Source organism: Phocaeicola faecalis, assembly GCF_021730445.1.
Lineage (GTDB): Bacteria > Bacteroidota > Bacteroidia > Bacteroidales > Bacteroidaceae > Phocaeicola > Phocaeicola faecalis.
Window position 1 is genome coordinate 61,844 of sequence record NZ_JADNRM010000003.1, and the last position, 20,047, is coordinate 81,890.

Genomic DNA, 20,047 nt, shown 5'->3' on the forward strand with positions numbered 1-20,047 from the left:
CAAAACTAAAGATTAGTCGAGATGGCAAATCACAAATCATCAGTAAAGAGAATCAGACAGGAAGAGAAGAGAAGACTTCATAACAGATATTATGCAAAAACAATGCGTAACGCTGTTAAAAAACTTCGTGAGACTTCTGACAAAGCAGAAGCTGTTGCAATGTATCCGGGCATCCAAAAAATGTTGGACAAGTTAGCTAAGCGCAACATTATTCATAAGAATAAAGCTTCTAACCTGAAGTCTAAATTGGCTGCTCATATTAGCAAGCTCGCTTAAGCAAAGTCTTAAACTAAAAGATAAAATAGGCTGAATCATACGATTCGGCCTTTTGTCGTTTCAGGAAGACTGAATACCCGACAACGGCTCAAACTATCCCTTCCCATAACCTAAGCGTTTTCTTGGGTCAAGTCAAAAAATATGTGGGTATAATATTTGAGAAACATTGAAAGTCTGCAATGCTAAAAACATACATCCTTCCAAAGTATTATAAATCAAGTACATCAGACGAACACCTGATTGGACGTCAGCATTGTAACTCAGAGGTCATGCTTATCACCCACAGGGTTTTCAGATTAACCCGTTTTCTTCCTCTCAGCCAAGTCTTTTTCTACGTCAGACTATGACGTCCTGTTACGGCAGGATATACGTCCCACCGAAGCAGGACGTAATAATCTATAGCCCGAAAAAGCTTAGCCCTTAGGAAGAGACAGCTAAATCTTCCTTTAGAGTGCCGTAAAACGAAATGACGGAAGCCAAAGAAGTTAATAATGTACAAACAAAGAATAACTTTCTTTGCACATCCAATGTTTTTTTTACTTTTGAAGAACTAAAAAAAACAATTATGAAAAGCATTAAAATCAAAGCGTTAATAACCGCTACAGTTATTCTAAGCAGTTACACCATTCACAGAGCAAAGACAGACTCTAAGGAGTTTTCAAGCATGGCATTAATGAATATTGAAGCATTGGCCGATGACAATGAAACTAATGGTGAGAAAAGATTCAAATACGATACATGGTACAATGAGGATTGTTACATATATGTTGGCGGAGCCTATGCCAAAGGGAAGAAAGTATCTTGTCGCGACGGGCACGACCATCCAGTATGCGTTGACTGCCAACTGTAAATTATGTTTCTTATGTACAAAATAGTATCAGTTCTCTGCATCATACTTTTTGCCGGATGTCAAAACTCCGGCAAAAATTGTAATGTAACAGAAGGAAAAAAACTATTGATTCCTTCACAATCGGCTATAACCATCGAAGACTTAATAGCCGACTATGACACGATAAGGCTAGAAGCTTCAAATCATTCTTTATTATCTGGTATCCTGCTAGTACGTACTATGAACAATAAATTATACATCACAGACAACACCCTGTCTATTGTATTCATCTATTCTATGCAAGGCAAATACTTATCAAAGATTTGCAACCAGGGAGAAGGTCCGGAAGAATACATCAAAATAAGCAGCTTCGAAACAGATCCAGCCAATAACCGCCTACTCCTTACTGACAGTTTCTCCAAACGTTTGTTTGAATATGACGAAAACGGAAAACTACAGCAAGTCATTTCTTTAGATTTCTCACCAACATCCATCGTTTCTGATATATCCAAACGATATATTCACCTTAATTCCGGAGGAAAAGACCAATATAGCGACCAGCGAATGGAAAGCAACAACGTGCATATAGTCAATAATAGGGGCAAAGTAGTAGATACATTTTTAAAAGACGAAACACCTAAACGCTTGGACATTCGTTCCGCCTCCGCAGCCAGCTATGCCGAAAATGGAGAGTTGCTTTATATGCCTCTGCTATCCGATACAATCTATAGAATACATCAATCAGAAGCGATACCCGAGTATATATTCGATAATCAGACAGGCCTCAAAACACTATCAGAAAAAGACAAGGAAACGCTTTATTACAAATATGGCGACAACAATATTGAAGAGATGGAGCAAAAGAGATATTTATTGACCTGCGGGGGATTCCTTCATTCCGACAGCCTAATTTTTTTAGACATGGGGTGGAATATACCTTTATATACTTATTACTCCAAAAAGCATAAAAGCGCAATAACCATTAACCCCGATGAATTACGGGGCAACAAAGGGCTATGTGCAATATTCTCCACACACCCCAAAGTCATAACCGGAAAATCATTCTATATAAACATCGCACCCGAACAAATACAATACGCATTACCTTTATTACCTGAAAGCAAACTCAAAACTTTCTTCGAGGCAATGACAGAAAATGACAATCCATGCATCATCGTTTACCGCTTGAATGAAGATTTATTCACCGACAAAAACTGAGGTTTGACTCTCTTTCCCTGCTAGCCTGAATCATTCATGTCCGGAGGGTTAAGAAGTTAAAGAGCTATCAGCCAACAAGTTGAATTAGAAGTGATAACTCCTTTAACTGCTGCAGTGAATGATGCAGGCTAGGATTATGCAACAACGGGATTTCGCATTTTGTCATTTCCATGCCCCCATCCTCTTTCCCAAAGCCACGGAACATAAAGCACGTCCCTCCTTTTTGCGTTTTTTTAGTTCGAAATCCCCTTTTATCTCAGCATTTTTTCGTATCTTTGAGAGCTAAATAAAGAAATCTAATTAAACATGACTGAAGAAGAAAAGATAAACGGCGAGAACAATTATTCGGCCAGCAATATCCAGGTTCTTGAAGGACTGGAGGCCGTTCGTAAACGTCCCGCCATGTATATCGGAGATATCAGCGAAAAGGGTTTGCACCACTTGGTTTATGAAGTTGTTGACAACTCTATCGACGAAGCGCTGGCAGGATTCTGTGACCACATAGAAGTAACAATTAACGAAGACAACTCCATCACAGTGCAGGACAACGGCCGTGGTATCCCGGTGGATTTCCACGAAAAAGAAAAGAAATCCGCATTGGAAGTCGTTATGACGGTGCTCCATGCCGGAGGTAAATTCGATAAAGGTTCCTATAAAGTATCCGGTGGTCTTCACGGTGTAGGTGTATCGTGTGTGAATGCACTGTCCAAGCACATGACTACACAAGTATTCCGCAACGGTAAGATTTTCCAGCAAGAATATTCATGCGGACATCCCCTGTACTCGGTTAAAGAAGTAGGCAATGCAGAAATCAGCGGTACCAAACAAACCTTTTGGCCGGATGATTCTATCTTCACTGTTACCGAATATAAATATGATATCCTCGAAGCACGTATGCGCGAATTGGCTTACCTGAACAAGGGTATTACCATCTCGCTCACTGACCGTCGCCAGAAAGACGAGGAAGGCAACTTTAAGAAAGAAGTGTTCCACTCGGACGAAGGTGTGAAAGAGTTTGTACGCTTTCTGAACCGAAACAATGATTCACTGATTGACGATGTGATTTATCTGAACACAGAGAAAAACGGTACCCCAATTGAATGTGCTATCATGTACAACACCGGTTATCGTGAAAGTCTGCATTCTTATGTCAACAATATCAACACTATAGAAGGTGGTACACACGAAGCGGGATTCCGCAGCGCACTGACACGTGTACTTAAGAAATATGCCGAAGATATCAAGGCATTGGAGAAAGCAAAAGTCGAAATCTCGGGAGAAGACTTCCGCGAAGGCTTGATAGCTGTTATCTCTGTAAAAGTAGCCGAACCGCAATTTGAAGGACAAACCAAAACCAAGCTGGGTAACAGCGAAGTCAGCGGAGCCGTGAATCAAGCCGTGGGTGAAGCACTTACCTACTATCTGGAAGAGCATCCGAAAGAAGCAAAGCAGATTGTAGACAAAGTGATTTTGGCTGCTACTGCCCGTATTGCCGCACGCAAGGCCCGCGAATCTGTTCAGCGCAAAAGCCCGATGGGGGGTGGCGGACTGCCGGGTAAACTTGCCGACTGTTCTAGCCGTAATCCTGAGGAATGTGAATTATTCCTTGTCGAGGGTGACTCGGCAGGTGGTTCTGCCAAACAAGGACGCAGCCGTGCCACGCAAGCTATCCTGCCACTGAGAGGTAAGATTCTGAACGTGGAAAAAGCGATGTGGCACAAAGCATTTGAAAGCGATGAAGTAAACAATATCATCACTGCACTGGGTATTCGTTTCGGTGTGGACGGTGACGACGACAGCAAGAAAGCAAACATTGACAAACTGCGTTATCATAAGGTGGTAATCATGACCGATGCCGATGTCGATGGTTCACATATCGACACTCTTATCATGACATTGTTCTACCGCTATATGCCGGAAATCATCGAAAACGGCCACTTATATATTGCTAATCCGCCTCTCTATAAATGTAGTAAAGGCAAAATCAGCGAATATTGCTATACTGAAGAAGCCCGTCAGGAGTTTATCCAAAAATATGGCGACGGTCAGGAAAACGGCATTCATACACAGCGATACAAAGGTTTGGGTGAAATGAATCCCGAACAGCTTTGGGAAACAACAATGAATCCTGAGACCCGTATCCTGAAACAAGTGACAATAGAAAATGCCGCAAACGTGGATTATATCTTCTCCATGCTGATGGGGGATGATGTAGGTCCGCGCCGCGAGTTCATAGAGAAAAACGCGACGTATGCGAATATCGACGCGTAATAGTTGTATTCAACTAAATATTTAAAAATTAAAAAAAAACAATCCTCACATCTTACAATTTGAGGTAGTCCCGACTCTTCACCGAGCCGGGACTTTTTACATACATCCTCCCCCTTCCGCACACAATAGGGCTCCCCTTTTCATTTATATTTCATTTCCTTTTCCCGAAGGGTGCCATAATACTTCCTTGTGCCATTTTCATCGATGAAATGGGAGAAAACAGACAAACACAAACGATAAGAGAGCTTCAGATAAACGTTCTTTTTCTTATAATTTTAATCACTTGATGAAGATTATATGCGGGAAAGTCTTAATTTTGGAACATCAAACCATTTGGAATATAAACCATTAATAAGATAATAACATGAAACTCACATTCCGAATCGAATACCGCACCGCCTGGGGAGAAGCACTCGGCGCAACATTATGCGGCAACGATAACCAACCAATCATGCTCAGCACCGGGGACGGAATCCGTTGGGAAGGCAGTGCCGAAATGACGGACGCCCCCGCAGGTATCCCTATCTCCTACCGTTATGGAGTGTACCGCGACGGACAATGTATCCGTCGGGAAAGCGGAACAATGCCCCATATCTTCTGTCCCGGCAAAAAGAGCAATTGCCACTATATATTAGATGACTTTTGGAAAGACCTTCCACAAGAATCCTATTTATATAGTTCTGCATTCAGCGGCGACTACCAATCTGCCAACAGTATAAAAACAATTGCTCCTGCCGATTGCAGTATTACCTTCCGTGCCCTTTGCCCCTGTTTACATCACAAACATCAGCAATTGGGAATTTGCGGACGCGGTGCAGCATTGGGAGACTGGGATGGCAAACGAGCTGTACTGATGGAAGAAATCCAACCCAACGAATGGACAGTAACTCTGAATGCCGCCAGCATGGAGTTCCCACTAGAATATAAATTTGTGGCTTGCAATGCCGATACCAAAGAAGTGGAAGAATGGGAAGCCCACAATAACCGCCTGCTCTACATCGACGGAATGAAAAAGGGAGAAATCTATCTCACTCCCGAAACTGAAGTCCATTTCACTTCTTCTGCACGCAAGGTGGCAGGTACTGCCATTCCGGTCTTCTCACTTCGTAGCGAAGGCAGTTTTGGCGTAGGCGACTTCGGTGACTTAAAGAAACTGATAGACTGGGCAGTGAGCACCCACCAGCAAGCTGTACAGATTCTTCCCATCAATGATACTACCATTACCAATACCTGGATGGATTCTTATCCCTACAACAGCATTTCAATTTATGCATTCCATCCCATGTACATTGATTTGCGTCAGTTGGGCAAACTAAAAGACAAAGAGGCACTAGCTGTCTATGAAGAGAAACGAAAAGAACTGAATGCTCTTCCCCAAATCGATTATGAAGCGGTGAACAACGCCAAACGAGCCTATCTGAAATCGATGTTCCAACAAACGGGAAAGAAAGTGCTGGCTTCTGCCGAATTCAAGAAGTTCTTCAAAGAAAATGAACATTGGTTACTCCCCTACGCTGCTTTCTCTTATTTAAGAGACCAGTATGGTACCCCCAATTTCAGCCAATGGCCTGCACATAATGAATACCATGCTGATGAGATAGCGGTCATGTGTGCACCCGAAAGCAACTGTTACGAAGAAATTGCTTTCTATTATTATGTACAATACAACCTGCACATCCAATTATTGGATGCCGGCAATTATGCACGCGAAAAAGGTATTATCTTTAAAGGAGATATTCCCATAGGTATCAGCCGCAATAGTGTGGAAGCCTGGATTGAGCCCTACTATTTCAATATGAACGGACAAGCCGGTGCACCGCCCGATGCATTCTCTACCAACGGACAGAACTGGGGTTTCCCCACATACAATTGGGATGTAATGGAGAAGGACAACTACCAATGGTGGCAAAAGCGTTTCCGCAAAATGGCAGAATACTTTACCGCCTACCGCATTGACCACATCTTGGGCTTCTTCCGCATTTGGGAGATTCCATCCCATTCGGTTCATGGCTTACTGGGACAGTTTGTACCTGCCCTGCCGATGAGTGTAGACGAAATACAAAGCTATGGGTTGACCTTCCAAAAAGACTTCATGACGAAGCCATTCATTAATGAGAATATCCTGAACCGCATTTTCGGCGAGAAAGCCGGTATGGTGAAAGAGACATTCGTGCGCCACTGCCATGATGATATTTATGAAATGCGTTCTGAATTTGATACGCAGCGTAAGGTAGAATCCTATTTTGCCGACCGGAAAGACGAAGAAAGCAGAAATATATGTGAAGGACTGTATGCACTAATCAGCAATGTACTTTTCGTGCCCGACCGTAAACACCCTTCCATGTATCATCCGCGTATCGCTGTGCAGAACGACTTCATTTTTGAGGTGCTGAGCTGGGGAGATAAAGAAGCATTCAACCGCCTTTATAACCACTATTATTATCAACGTCATAACCAGTTCTGGTATCAGGAAGCAATGAAGAAACTCCCCATCCTGACACAGTCTACATCGATGCTGGTATGTGGTGAAGACTTGGGCATGGTGCCCGACTGTGTGCCCTGGGTAATGGAACAGTTGCAGATACTCAGCCTTGAGATTCAGCGTATGCCCAAAAATCCCCAACACGAGTTCGGCCATGTATGGGAATATCCTTATCGTTCGGTTTGCACCATTTCTACCCATGACATGTCTACATTGCGGGGCTGGTGGGAAGAAGATTACGAACAGACCTGCCGTTACTACAATCAGGTGATGGGACACTGGGGCGAAGTACCTGCCACCGCACCGGGATGGGTTTGCGAAGAGATTGTGCGCAGCCACTTGGAATGTCCGTCTTTGCTCTGTATCCTGTCATTCCAAGACTGGTTATCGATGGACGAGGAAATCCGTTATCCGGATGTAAACGCCGAACGAATTAATGTGCCGGCCAACCCGCGCCATTATTGGAGATACAGAATGCATCTCACTCTGGAAGAGCTGATGAAGAGCGACAAGTTTAATGAAAAGATGAAAGAAATGATTGATGCCACAGGCAGATTCTAACTTATATCAATATCATGAAGAAAATACCGGATTTAGGATTTTGGAAACTGTGGAATATTAGTTTCGGATTCTTTGGCGTACAAATAGCCTACGCTCTGCAAAGTGCTAATATAAGCCGTATCTTTTCCACACTGGGGGCAGACCCTCACGACTTAAGTTACTTTTGGATTCTTCCTCCACTGGCAGGAATCATTGTGCAACCTATCATCGGTGCCTTGAGCGACCGCACCTGGACACGTTTCGGACGACGTATTCCTTACCTGTTTGTGGGGGCGCTCGTTGCGGTGTGTGTCATGTGCCTGTTGCCGAATGCAGGAAGTTTCGGCATGAGCGTCGGTGCTGCCATGATTTTTGGCTTGGTTTCTTTGATGTTCCTCGACACTTCCATCAATATGGCTATGCAACCTTTTAAAATGATGGTAGGCGATATGGTCAACGAAAAACAAAAAGGGCTTGCCTATTCCATTCAAAGTTTTCTTTGTAATGCAGGAAGTTTGGCTGGATACCTGTTTCCGTTTATCTTTGCGGCAATCGGTATTAGCAATATCGCCCCCAAGGGTGTCGTGCCTGATTCTGTCATCTACTCTTTCTACATCGGGGCGTTCATCCTGACACTTTGCGTCCTTTATACATCGGCCAAAGTGAAGGAATTTCCACCTGAAGAATATGCAGAATATCACGGCATTACCAATGAGGAGAAAAAGGAAAAGACAAATATGTTCAAGCTATTGGTCAAAGCCCCGAAAGCTTTCTGGACGGTAGGCTTGGTGCAATTCTTTTGTTGGGCAGCCTTCATGTTTATGTGGACTTACACCAATGGAACTGTGGCATTGAATGTCTTTGATACTCCTACGGTAGAAACAATGGCAGGAGGTGTAGCGAAAGTAGTTCTCGACACTCAATCCATGCAATATCAGAATGCCGCCGACTGGGTAGGTATCCTGTTTGCGGTACAGGCAATCGGCTCTGTCATTTGGGCTGCAGTGATTCCGACAATTAAAAACAAAAAGTTTGCCTATGTACTCAGTCTGGTACTTGGAGGCATCGGTTTCATCTCTATTTTGTTCATCCATAATCAATATGCATTATTTGTATCATTCGTATTGATTGGTTGTGCATGGGCGGCAATGTTGGCTTTGCCTTTCACTATTCTGACCAATGCACTGACAGGAGGACACATGGGTACTTACCTGGGACTGTTCAACGGAACCATCTGTGTCCCGCAAATCGTAGCCGCTTCGCTGGGAGGAATGATACTGAAGATGTTTACCACAACAGGCAACGTTGCCCCGGAAGTTAATATGCTGGTATTGGCAGGGATATTCCTCATTATCGGTGCCGGCTGTGTGGGTATTATTAAGGAGAAACAGTAACGGATAAAGGCATCATAAAACACGTTAGTACGCATCGCCTCATACGTACTAACGTGTAAGCCCACACATACAGAGGCAGAGCCCCACACATACGGACGTGTAAAGTGACGCGTCAGGCCGCGTCATAAATTCATCACATCGTGCTCGAATCGTTCTTTATCTCCTATGGCCTTATTCCTTATCTTACTGCGATAGTTGTATATCGTAGCCAAAGAATACCCCAAGAAATGGGCAATCTTATTACTGTCTGTCACTCCCAAGCGAATCAATGCGAAGATGCGAAGTTCTGTAGTCAACAGTTCGCCCGATTTAGGATATATTCTTCCTTCTTCTATCAACAATTTATTAAAAGAAGGGATAAAATGAGGGAATAACTCCAAGAAGGATTTATCAAATTCATTATAAAAGTCTTTCCGCTCGTCACGGATAAACTGTTCCGACTTAATGGCTTTAAACAAATCATCTATGCGGGATGCCATCGCCATTTTTGCCAATGAGCGGCGGTAGAGCTCCAACTTATCAAGATAAATCACACATCTGTCCAGATAACGGGCAATATACACTTCTTTTATCTTACCGGTCTGCTCCAGTTCGTCATTGACATCGGTCAACCGCTTGTTAGCCAAACTTAAATCTCTACGCATGGCCGACAGTTTCTTCATCCATCTATACAGATAGAAAATTGCAGCAATGAGAAAAAGAGACAAAAGGCTGACACTAATCAACAGGGTACGAGAAATCTGACGCTCCCTTTGTTCCTTCAATTTATAAGCCTTGTCGATGATGGGAAAGAACTGAGCCACTTCGATAAAGCGTAGCCGGGCATTGCACGAAACGGCATCCTCCATCGAGCAATTCAGATATTTATATGCACGGTCTATATCTCCTTTTTCATACATCAGTTGGGCTAGTTTCTGCAGAGATGCATACTCTTTTGTGGCAGACTCCAAATCAACCACAGCGGTCAAGGCCAAATAATAAATCTGTTTATCCACATCCTCAGTCACATCATACACCTCGGACAACGTATAATAGATATATGCCTTCTGTCGCTTATCAGGGTTCTGCTCCAACAGGCCATTCAGAATAACCAGTGAGCTGTCCGGTTTACCTATCACCATGTACTTCTCCGCCAACACGATATCCCTGTCCACTCCCGGATATGCCGTTGCCAATATGGAATCACGATAAGCATCAGTCCTCTCCAGATACTTTTGCTTTTCCTCCGTATTGGTCGTATAGTCGGCCACCCAACCGTAATAAGCCCGGAAAGTACGATAATAATAATTCAACGGTCCCTGCTTCAGCACTTGGGGATTAATCTGCCTCAACTGTTCCAATGACTCATTATACATCCCCATCACTCCCATAACCTCAGCACGATTGATGATGATTTCGTTTTTCAACTCAGGTTTGTCAAGCAACGGAAGCAAATGCATTTTCTCATTTATATAATATAAAGAGGAGTCTGCCTGATAATGCAGATAAAGATAAAAAAGCGACCCGCAGAGTTCATACTTCTCCCCATGGTCCTTGGACCGGTGAAGCCGAGCCTTTATTTCATCAATTTCTTTTTCTTTCTCCACATGGAAAGAATGCTTTTCCTCTATGACTCTATCCAGCTCTTTCAGCACAGATTCATTAGGTCCTTTCCCTGCCATCAAAGTCATCGGACAGATAAAAAGGAGCAATATAAGACAATATGTGATTTTTCTCATTCCGTATTAATTAAGTATTACACAAATATATAAAGATAAGTAATTAAAATAAAGAAAAACAAGAAATATATTTTCATATCCATTTATATTTTCCATTAGGTCTGACGGCATAAAGCCACTAATAATCAATCACATAAGGGCAAAATACATTTATATTTTTATTCTACTCCTAAAAAGGGATTCATTACTCTCCTACATTTGCAACACCAAGCAAACCGAATAACATTAAATACTATATATTATGAAAAGAAGCTTTATACTTATGACACTGCTCGCACTCTTCGGCTTACAGCACACCACGTCTGCAGCCATTATCAAGAAAGTTGCCCCAACCTTCTGGTGGGCAGGTATGAAAAATCCCGAATTGCAAGTATTATTGTATGGCGATAATATCTCGTCAAGCGATGTGAGTATTTCCTCCAAAGACATTCTGTTAAAGGAAGTAGTCAAACAAGAAAACCCGAACTATCTTCTCTTATATATGGATTTGTCGGAAGCGGCTCCCCAATCTTTCAATATAACGTTGAAACAAGGTAAAAAAGAAACTGTTGTCCCTTACGAAATCAAACAACGTAGAAACGGTGCTTCCGATGTAAAAGGATTCAATGCCGGTGACGTACTTTATCTGATTATGCCGGACCGTTTTTCTAATGGTGATCCTTCGAACGATATTATCCCGGGAATGCTTGAAGCAAAAGTAGACCGTAATGAACCGTTTGCACGCCATGGCGGTGACTTGAAAGGTATCGAAAATCATTTGGATTACTTGGACAAGCTGGGTGTCACTGCCATTTGGCTCAACCCTATCCAAGAAAATGATATGAAAGAAGGTTCATACCATGGTTACGCCATCACCGACTACTACCAGGTAGACCGCCGCTTCGGTAACAACGAAGAGTTCCGCAAACTGGTAGATGCCGCTCACGCCAAAGGAATGAAAGTAGTAATGGACATGATATTCAACCATTGCGGCAGTGAGAACTATCTCTTCAAAGATATGCCTTCAAAAGACTGGTTCAATTTCAGAGGAAACTATGTACAGACTTCTTATAAGACCGCCAGTGTACAAGATATACATGCCGCTGACTATGAGCGCAAATTGGCAGTCGACGGTTGGTTCACCGAATCAATGCCCGACTTCAACCAACGCAACCGCCATGTAGCAAACTATCTGATTCAAAGCAGTATTTGGTGGATTGAATATGCAGGTATCAACGGAATTCGCCAAGACACACATCCATACGCAGACTTTGATATGATGTCAAATTGGTGTAAAGCCGTCAATGAGGAATATCCCGACTTCAACATCGTGGGTGAAACTTGGCTGAACAGCAATGTACTTGTTTCTTTTTGGCAAAAAGACAGCAAACTTGCCGCACCCAGAAACTCAAATCTCCGCACAGTGATGGACTTCCCCCTGATGGAGCACATGAACTGGGCTTTCGATGAAGAGACAACCGACTGGAACGGAGGATTATTCCGCCTTTATGATTATCTGACACAAGACCTTGTCTATGCAGACCCCATGAGTCTGCTGATATTCCTCGACAACCACGACACTTCACGCTTCTACCACAACGATGAAGACACCAAGAACCTGAACCGCTACAAACAAGCACTTGCTTTCTTGCTTACTACCCGCGGTATTCCTCAGATTTATTATGGTACAGAAATATTAATGGCGGCAGACAAAGCGAATGGCGACGGCCTCCTCCGTTGTGACTATCCCGGCGGATGGCAGGGAGATCCACGCAATTGTTTCCAAAACGCCAATCGCACCGCTCAACAAAGAGAAGCATTTGACTATATGCAGAAATTGTTGCAATGGAGAAAAGGAAATGAAGCTATCGCCAAAGGAACACTAAAACATTTTGCACCCAATAAAGGAGTATATGTATACGAAAGAAAATATGGAAACAAATCGGTTACTGTATTTATGAACGGCAACGATAAGGAACAATGCATTGATTTAACTCCTTATAAAGAAATATTGCCACAGACATCTGCCGCTGATGTTTTGACGGGTAGTAAAGTTGATTTAAGAAAAGAATTAACGCTATCCGGTCGTGAGATATTGATTTTAGAGTTCTGATGTAGTTCACTTTGATTTATATTTATCGGATGTTGCAAATCAGGCAATACATTAATATTCAATCAGATAACATTAAGCAAAGAATAAATTCATTTATATTTTTATTCTTGTGAGATTTTTGAATATACAAGAGCCTTACATTTGCAACATCCGAAACAAAACAGAGTTAGGAAACTTGTTAGCTTATAATTTAATACCATAGTTATATGAAAATTAAAAAGAAACTTTCACTCATTGCATTCATTTGCATTTCATTCATAGCAAATGCACAGCAAAAACTTACATCACCGGATGGCAATCTGGAAATGACCTTCCACCTAAATGGAGAAGGCGCCCCCATTTATGAACTGACCTATAAACAAAAACCTGTCATCAAACCCAGCAAACTGGGGCTGGAATTGAAAAAAGAAGATGCCGATGCTAAGACAGACTTTGAATGGACAGACCGTAAAGATGCCGACAAACTTGATTCTAAAACAAACCTATATAATGGATTTGAGCTGAAGGATGCCCAAACTTCTACTTTTGACGAAACTTGGCAACCGGTATGGGGAGAAGAAAAAGAAATTCGCAATCATTACAATGAGCTGGCAGTAACCCTGAACCAGCCGGCAAACGATAGGTATATCATCATACGCTTCCGTCTTTTCAATGACGGACTGGGCTTCCGCTACGAATTCCCCCTGCAGAAGAACCTGAATTATTTTGTTATCAAAGAAGAACGTTCACAATTCGGTATGGCAGGAGACCATACTGCTTATTGGATTCCCGGAGATTATGACACGCAGGAATACGACTATACCGTTTCCCGTCTGTCTGAAATCAGAGGTTTGATGAAGACAGCCATTACCCCCAACTCTTCACAAACCCCATTCTCGCCCACAGGTGTTCAAACGGCCTTGATGATGAAGACAGACGACGGACTGTATATCAATCTTCACGAGGCAGCATTAATCGATTATGCCTGTATGCATCTGAATCTGGATGATAAGAACATGGTATTCGAATCATGGCTGACTCCCGACGCACAAGGTGATAAAGGATATATGCAGACACCTTGTTCTTCACCGTGGCGCACCGTCATCGTGAGTGATGACGCACGCAATATCCTTGCTTCACGTATTACTTTAAATCTGAATGAGCCTTGCAAAATTGAAGATACATCATGGATTAAACCGGTGAAATATATCGGTGTTTGGTGGGATATGATTACCGGTAAAGGTTCTTGGGCTTACACAGACGAACTTTCCAGCGTGAAATTGGGAGAAACCGATTATTCTAAAACCAAACCAAACGGAAAGCATTCTGCAAACACAGCTAATGTGAAACGATACATTGATTTCGCGGCTCAGCACGGTTTTGACCAAGTATTGGTAGAGGGATGGAACGAAGGTTGGGAAGACTGGTTTGGCAAGAGTAAAGATTATGTTTTCGACTTTGTGACTCCTTATCCCGACTTTAATGTGAAAGAACTTCAGAACTATGCGGCAAGTAAAGGTGTTAAACTAATGATGCATCATGAAACTTCGGCTTCTGTACGTAACTACGAGCGTCACATGGACAAAGCTTACCAATTTATGGCCGACAATGGTTATAACTCGGTGAAGAGTGGTTATGTGGGCAACATCATCCCTCGTGGAGAACACCATTACGGACAATGGATGGACAACCATTATCTCTATGCGGTAAAGAAAGCAGCCGATTATAAAATCATGGTAAATGCACATGAAGCAGTACGCCCTACCGGTATTTGTCGCACTTATCCTAACCTGATAGGCAACGAATCGGCTCGCGGAACAGAATATGAATCGTTTGGCGGAAATAATGTTAATCATACTACTATACTTCCGTTTACCAGACTGATTGGAGGACCAATGGATTACACTCCGGGCATCTTTGAGACACATTGCAACAAGATGAGTCCGACGAATAATTCACAAGTACGCTCTACGCTGGCACGTCAGCTGGCATTATACGTCACCATGTACAGTCCATTGCAAATGGCTGCTGACATTCCCGAAAACTACGAACGCTTCATGGATGCGTTCCAGTTTATCACAGATGTGGCAATAGACTGGGATGAAAGTAAATATCTGGAAGCCGAACCGGGAGACTATATCACTATCGCCCGCAAAGCCAAGGGAACAAATGACTGGTACATTGGTTGTACAGCAGACGAAAACGGCCATACATCCAAACTGACATTTGATTTCCTCGAACCGGGAAAACAATACATCGCTACCATATATGCTGATGCAAAGGACGCCGATTGGAAAAACAATCCGCAGGCATACACTATTCGCAGAGGCATTTTGACCAGCAAGAGCAAATTAAACTTGCGTGCAGCCAGTGGCGGCGGTTATGCAATCAGCATTAAAGAGGTGAAAGATAAATCAGAGGTAAAAGGAATAAAGAGGTTATAAATTAATTGTAATTATCGAAAAGACCGTTTTCAATAGGTATTTATTAAAGTAAAAAACATGAATAAATAACTTAACTTTAAATTTAAAGACATGAAAAGAAACGTGATGTTTAAAATCCTACTCATGATAGTAGTGGGATTGTTCTTGTCCCTAGACGCATTTGCCCAGCAAATGACGGTTAAAGGAATTGTCAAAGATACAACCGGCGAGCCGATTATCGGTGCCAATGTTGTAGTGAAAGGAAGTAGCAACGGTACAATTACCGACTTCGAAGGCAACTTCCAATTCAACGCCAACAAAGGCGATATTATTGTGATTTCATTTATCGGTTATCAAGCACAGGAAGTACCTGCTGCTGCTAACCTGAACATTATTCTGAAAGATGATACACAATTATTGCAGGATGTAGTGGTCATTGGTTATGGTACCGTTAAAAAGAATGATGCAACCGGTTCTGTAACAGCCATTAAGCCAGACCAATTGAGCAAAGGTATTACGACCAATGCACAAGACATGTTGTCCGGTAAAGTTGCCGGTGTCAGCGTTATTTCCAACGACGGTGCTCCCGGCAGCGGTGCCCAGATTCGTATCCGCGGCGGTTCCTCTTTAAATGCCAGCAACGACCCGTTATTGGTTATCGACGGATTGGCTATTGACAATCAAGGTATCAAAGGTATGTCAAACGGTCTGTCAATGGTCAACCCTGAAGATATCGAAACTTTCACTGTATTAAAAGATGCTTCTGCAACAGCTATCTACGGTTCACGTGCATCCAACGGTGTAATTATCATAACTACCAAAAAAGGAAAGAGCGGACAAGCGCCGAAAGTGAACTATAACGGTTCTATTTCTTTGGCCACCACTCAAAAGCGTTATGACGTACTGGATGGAAATGAATACCGTGCTTACGCCCAGCAGTTATGGGGAGATAAATATCCCGCAGAAATGGATACAGCCAACACAGACTGGCAAGACCAGATTTTCCGTACCGCTGTAAGTACTGACCATCATGTATCTATCACCGGTGGATTCAAGAATGTTCCGTATCGCGTATCTGTAGGTTACACCAATGAAAATGGTATTATCAAAACTTCCAACTTCCAGCGTTTGACTGCATCTGTCAATCTTGCTCCGTCATTCTTTGATGACCATTTAAAATTCAACATCAACGCCAAATACATGTATGGCAAGAACCGTTACGCCGATTCTGGTGCAGCTGTAGGCGGCGCATTGTCTATTGCTCCTACTCACCCTGTTTATGGAACAGGAGATGCATTTAAATTCTCAGGCGGTTACTGGCAGGATATGCAGGCAACAGACGGTTTCAGTGATAAAGACTGGACTTATACGACAGATAAAAATACTCCTCAAAACCCGTTGGCTGCGCTGGAACAACGTAATAAGAAAGCAAACAGCAACGACTTTGTAGGAAATGTAGAAGTAGACTATAAAGTTCATTTCTTACCGGACTTGCGTCTTCATGCCAGCATCGGCGGTGAATATGCAGACGGTGATGAACGTGAAATTGTTTCTCCATATTCATACACCAATAACTATTACGGATGGAATGGGTTGTCTACCCAGTATAAGTATAATATATCCTACAATGCTTATGCACAATACATCAAGTCTCTTGGCGCACACGATTTCGACATCATGGTCGGCGGTGAGGAACAACACTTCCACCGTAATGGTGCTGACGGCGTAGGTCAAGGATGGGATGCTTATAAGAACGAACCGGTAGATCAGGCATTGCGCAGTCAAAAAGCTTATGCTACACGCAATACACTGGTTTCTTTCTTCGGACGTTTAAACTACTCTTTACTGAGCCGCTATTTATTCACGTTCACTATGCGTTGGGATGGTTCTTCACGTTTCAGCAGCGACAACCGTTGGGGTACATTCCCTTCATTGGCTTTAGGCTGGAAGATAAAAGAAGAAAGCTTCCTTAAAAATGTGAACTTCCTTTCTGATTTGAAACTTCGTCTTGGCTGGGGTATCACAGGACAGCAGGATATAGGTGATGACTTTGCATTTCTTCCTCTGTATGTGACGAGTGATGACTATGCACAATATCCTTTTGGCGATACCTACTACAATACTTCACGCCCCAAGGCTTTCAACACAGATTTGAAGTGGGAAAAGACAACCACCTGGAACGGCGGTTTGGATTTTGGCTTCCTGAATGGAAGAATATCAGGCGCTATTGACGGATACTATCGTGAAACAGAAGACTTGCTGAACAGTGTCAAGATTCCTGTAGGAACTAATTTCAATGCACAGATGATGAAGAATATCGGTTCTTTAAAGAATTACGGTGTGGAATTCTCCATCAATGCCAAGCCTATTGTATCCAAAGACTTTACATGGGATTTGACTTACAACGTTACTTGGAACCACAACGAGATTACCAAGTTAAACGGCGGCGACGATAGTGACTACTACGTTGAGACCGGTGACAAGATATCTAAGGGTAACAATACCAAGGTTCAAGCAAATAAAGTAGGCCATGCAGCCAACGCTTTCTATGTTTACCAACAAGTCTACGATGAGAACGGAAAGCCTATCGAAAATATGTTTGTAGACCGCAACGGCGATGGCAAGATTAACAGTGCCGACAAATATATCTATAAGAAACCGGCTGCCGACGTATTGATGGGTCTGACTTCCAAAATGCTGTATAAAGACTGGGACTTCAGCTTCTCTTTACGTGCAAGCCTCAACAACTATGTCTATTATGACTTTTTGAGCAATAAGGCAAATGTCAGTGCTTCCGGCCTGTACACAAACAATGCATACGTCAATACAACCAAAGAAGCCATCGCTCTTGGTTTCACAGGAAAAGGCGAATACTATATGAGTGACTATTTCGTTCGCAACGCTTCATTCATCCGTTGTGACAATATCACGTTGGGATATTCTTTCAAAAACTTACTCCGGTCACAAGCCTATCAGGGAGTGGGCGGCCGTGTATTTGCTACCGTACAGAATCCGTTTGTCATTTCTAAATACAAAGGACTCGACCCGGAAATCAAAAGTGGTATAGACAGCAGCCCATACCCTAGAGCAACGACATTCTTATTAGGTGTCAGCCTTCAATTTTAACTTAACTTTAAAACGAAATAATCATGAAAACAAGATATTTTAAAAAGACATTCGCCTCAGCACTGGTGGTCGCTGCCATTCTAGGCACCAGTTCGTGCATTAATGATTTGGATATTAGTCCGATTGATCCTCAATATGCTCCCAGCTTCGACCAGAATGATGTATTCGTAAAAGAATATGCATTATTAGGTTTGACAGGACAAAAGGGTCCGGCCGGATCAGCCGACCTCGACGGACAAGATGAAGGTGAATCAGGCTTTTACCGTACCATCTTTAACTGCAACGAATTGCCAAGTGACGAATGTATCTGGGCTTGGCAGACCGACGTAGATATTCCCCAGTTGACAAACATCGGTTGGAACTCTTCCAGTATCCGTACCGAATGGGTATATGTCCGCTTGGGATACAACATCACACAGCTCAACTTCTTCCTCGACCAGACAGAAGGAAAAGACGATGAAGAAACAATGCGCCAACGCTCTGAAGTCCGCTTCCTGCGTGCATTACATTATTTCTACTACCTCGATTTATTTGGTAAAGCTCCATTTAAAGAGCACTTTAACAATGAACTTCCGGTTGAAAAGAAAGGCAGCGATTTATATGCCTACATTCAGAATGAGTTAAGCGAGTGCGAAAGTGCCATGTATGAACCACGCCAAGCCCCATTCGGCCGTGCAGACAAAGCAGCAAACTGGCTACTGCGTGCACGTCTGTATCTGAATGCTGAAGTATATACCGGCAAAGCAGATTATGCCAACGCAAGGGATTATGCAGACAAAGTAATCAACTCATCTTATAAGCTATGCCCTGAATATCGTTTGCTGTTCATGGCAGATAACGATGAAAATGCACAGGCAATGCAAGAAATTATCCTGCCTATCCGTCAGGATGGTATCAAGACACGTAATTATGGAGGTTCCACTTATTTGGTCAATGGTACCCGCACTGCCGGTATGCCGCGTATGGGTACTACCAATGGATGGTCTTGTATCTTCTCACGCGCAGCATTGGTTAAGAAATTCTTCCCTGATCTTTCTCAAGTACCGATGTTGCCCGGTGACATTGAAGTGCCCGCCGCAGAGAATATCAACACAGATGAGAAAATCGATGCTTTCGATGCTCAATATGGTACAAGAACGGTAGATATGATTAAAGCGGCAGGCGATGACCGTGCCATGTTCTATTCAGGAATCGGTGGCGGCATCCGCAAAGTCGAGACTGATGTCATTTCCGGTTTTAAAGACGGGTTATCTATCGTAAAATGGCAAAATATCCGTTCAGACGGACAGCCGACACATCATACAGAATATCCTGATACCGACATTCCTTTGATGCGTTTATCTGAAGCCTATCTGACCCGTGCCGAGGCAAAATTCCGCTTGGGAGAAGATGCAACCGAAGATATCAATACTCTTCGCAAACGCGCCAACTGCACCAGACTTGTTCAGACGGTGACTGAAAAAGAAATTATTGATGAATGGGCACGTGAGTTTTATCTGGAAGGACGTCGTCGTTCGGACTTGATTCGTTTCGATATGTTCACCAGCAATAAATACTTGTGGGATTGGAAAGGCGGATCAGCAACCGGAACTTCTGTTTCTTCTTTCTACAATGTTTATCCTATTCCGGCATCGGATATGAATAACAATCCGAACATGTCACAAAACACAGGATATTAATCAGCAGTTTCCGTTTAACA

At 42.9% G+C, this 20,047-nt stretch carries 11 protein-coding genes; 10 read left to right on the forward strand and 1 reads right to left on the reverse strand.

What is annotated here, in order from left to right; genetic code table 11:
- The first annotated feature begins 21 nt into the window (after positions 1-21).
- From rpsT to IR173_RS05635, 6 genes are all read left to right on the forward strand, one after another.
- Complete coding sequence (gene rpsT, locus IR173_RS05610) at positions 22-276, forward strand: 30S ribosomal protein S20 (RefSeq protein ID WP_237038690.1); 255 nt, start codon at positions 22-24, stop codon at positions 274-276.
- A gap of 565 nt (positions 277-841) precedes the next feature.
- A complete protein-coding gene (locus IR173_RS05615; RefSeq protein ID WP_237038691.1) occupies positions 842-1,126 on the forward strand; it encodes an NVEALA domain-containing protein in 285 nt (94 codons plus the stop codon).
- Positions 1,127-1,138: 12 nt separating this feature from the next.
- The gene (locus IR173_RS05620; protein ID WP_237038692.1) at positions 1,139-2,323 is read left to right on the forward strand and encodes a 6-bladed beta-propeller; all 1,185 of its coding nucleotides are present in this window, start codon (positions 1,139-1,141) and stop codon (positions 2,321-2,323) included.
- A gap of 306 nt (positions 2,324-2,629) precedes the next feature.
- Complete coding sequence (gene gyrB, locus IR173_RS05625; RefSeq protein WP_237038693.1) at positions 2,630-4,594, forward strand: DNA topoisomerase (ATP-hydrolyzing) subunit B; 1,965 nt, start codon at positions 2,630-2,632, stop codon at positions 4,592-4,594.
- A 364-nt stretch (positions 4,595-4,958) separates the two neighbouring features.
- Positions 4,959-7,637 (forward strand): 4-alpha-glucanotransferase, encoded by a 2,679-nt coding sequence (locus IR173_RS05630; RefSeq protein WP_237038694.1) that lies wholly within the window; start codon positions 4,959-4,961, stop codon positions 7,635-7,637.
- Between the two features lie 14 nt (positions 7,638-7,651).
- Positions 7,652-9,010 carry an MFS transporter gene (locus tag IR173_RS05635; RefSeq protein ID WP_237038695.1) on the forward strand — a complete coding sequence of 453 codons (1,359 nt, stop codon included), beginning with the start codon at positions 7,652-7,654 and terminating at the stop codon, positions 9,008-9,010.
- A gap of 122 nt (positions 9,011-9,132) precedes the next feature.
- On the opposite strand, the gene IR173_RS05640 is transcribed toward IR173_RS05635, so the two are convergent.
- Positions 9,133-10,728 (reverse strand): DUF6377 domain-containing protein, encoded by a 1,596-nt coding sequence (locus tag IR173_RS05640; protein WP_237038696.1) that lies wholly within the window; start codon positions 10,726-10,728, stop codon positions 9,133-9,135.
- Between the two features lie 241 nt (positions 10,729-10,969).
- On the opposite strand from IR173_RS05640, the gene IR173_RS05645 reads away from it, so the two are divergent.
- From IR173_RS05645 to susD, 4 genes are all read left to right on the forward strand, one after another.
- On the forward strand, positions 10,970-12,820 hold the full coding sequence (locus IR173_RS05645) for a glycoside hydrolase family 13 protein (protein WP_237038697.1): 1,851 nt from the start codon (positions 10,970-10,972) through the stop codon (positions 12,818-12,820).
- Positions 12,821-13,026: 206 nt separating this feature from the next.
- On the forward strand, positions 13,027-15,243 hold the full coding sequence (locus IR173_RS05650) for a glycoside hydrolase family 97 protein (protein ID WP_237038698.1): 2,217 nt from the start codon (positions 13,027-13,029) through the stop codon (positions 15,241-15,243).
- 90 nt (positions 15,244-15,333) lie between these two features.
- Complete coding sequence (locus IR173_RS05655; protein WP_237038699.1) at positions 15,334-18,348, forward strand: SusC/RagA family TonB-linked outer membrane protein; 3,015 nt, start codon at positions 15,334-15,336, stop codon at positions 18,346-18,348.
- Between the two features lie 23 nt (positions 18,349-18,371).
- A complete protein-coding gene (gene susD / locus IR173_RS05660; protein WP_237038700.1) occupies positions 18,372-20,027 on the forward strand; it encodes a starch-binding outer membrane lipoprotein SusD in 1,656 nt (551 codons plus the stop codon).
- Positions 20,028-20,047: the final 20 nt, after the last annotated feature.

Bases quoted from the DNA above. Each gene is read 5' to 3' on its own strand.
- IR173_RS05640 (WP_237038696.1), bottom strand. From the start codon at position 10,728: ATGAGAAAAATCACATATTGTCTTATATTGCTCCTTTTTATCTGTCCG.
- susD (WP_237038700.1), top strand. From the start codon at position 18,372: ATGAAAACAAGATATTTTAAAAAGACATTCGCCTCAGCACTGGTGGTC.
- IR173_RS05650 (WP_237038698.1), top strand. From the start codon at position 13,027: ATGAAAATTAAAAAGAAACTTTCACTCATTGCATTCATTTGCATTTCA.
- IR173_RS05645 (WP_237038697.1), top strand. From the start codon at position 10,970: ATGAAAAGAAGCTTTATACTTATGACACTGCTCGCACTCTTCGGCTTA.
- gyrB (WP_237038693.1), top strand. From the start codon at position 2,630: ATGACTGAAGAAGAAAAGATAAACGGCGAGAACAATTATTCGGCCAGC.
- IR173_RS05635 (WP_237038695.1), top strand. From the start codon at position 7,652: ATGAAGAAAATACCGGATTTAGGATTTTGGAAACTGTGGAATATTAGT.
- IR173_RS05655 (WP_237038699.1), top strand. From the start codon at position 15,334: ATGAAAAGAAACGTGATGTTTAAAATCCTACTCATGATAGTAGTGGGA.
- IR173_RS05630 (WP_237038694.1), top strand. From the start codon at position 4,959: ATGAAACTCACATTCCGAATCGAATACCGCACCGCCTGGGGAGAAGCA.
- IR173_RS05615 (WP_237038691.1), top strand. From the start codon at position 842: ATGAAAAGCATTAAAATCAAAGCGTTAATAACCGCTACAGTTATTCTA.
- IR173_RS05620 (WP_237038692.1), top strand. From the start codon at position 1,139: ATGTACAAAATAGTATCAGTTCTCTGCATCATACTTTTTGCCGGATGT.
- rpsT (WP_237038690.1), top strand. From the start codon at position 22: ATGGCAAATCACAAATCATCAGTAAAGAGAATCAGACAGGAAGAGAAG.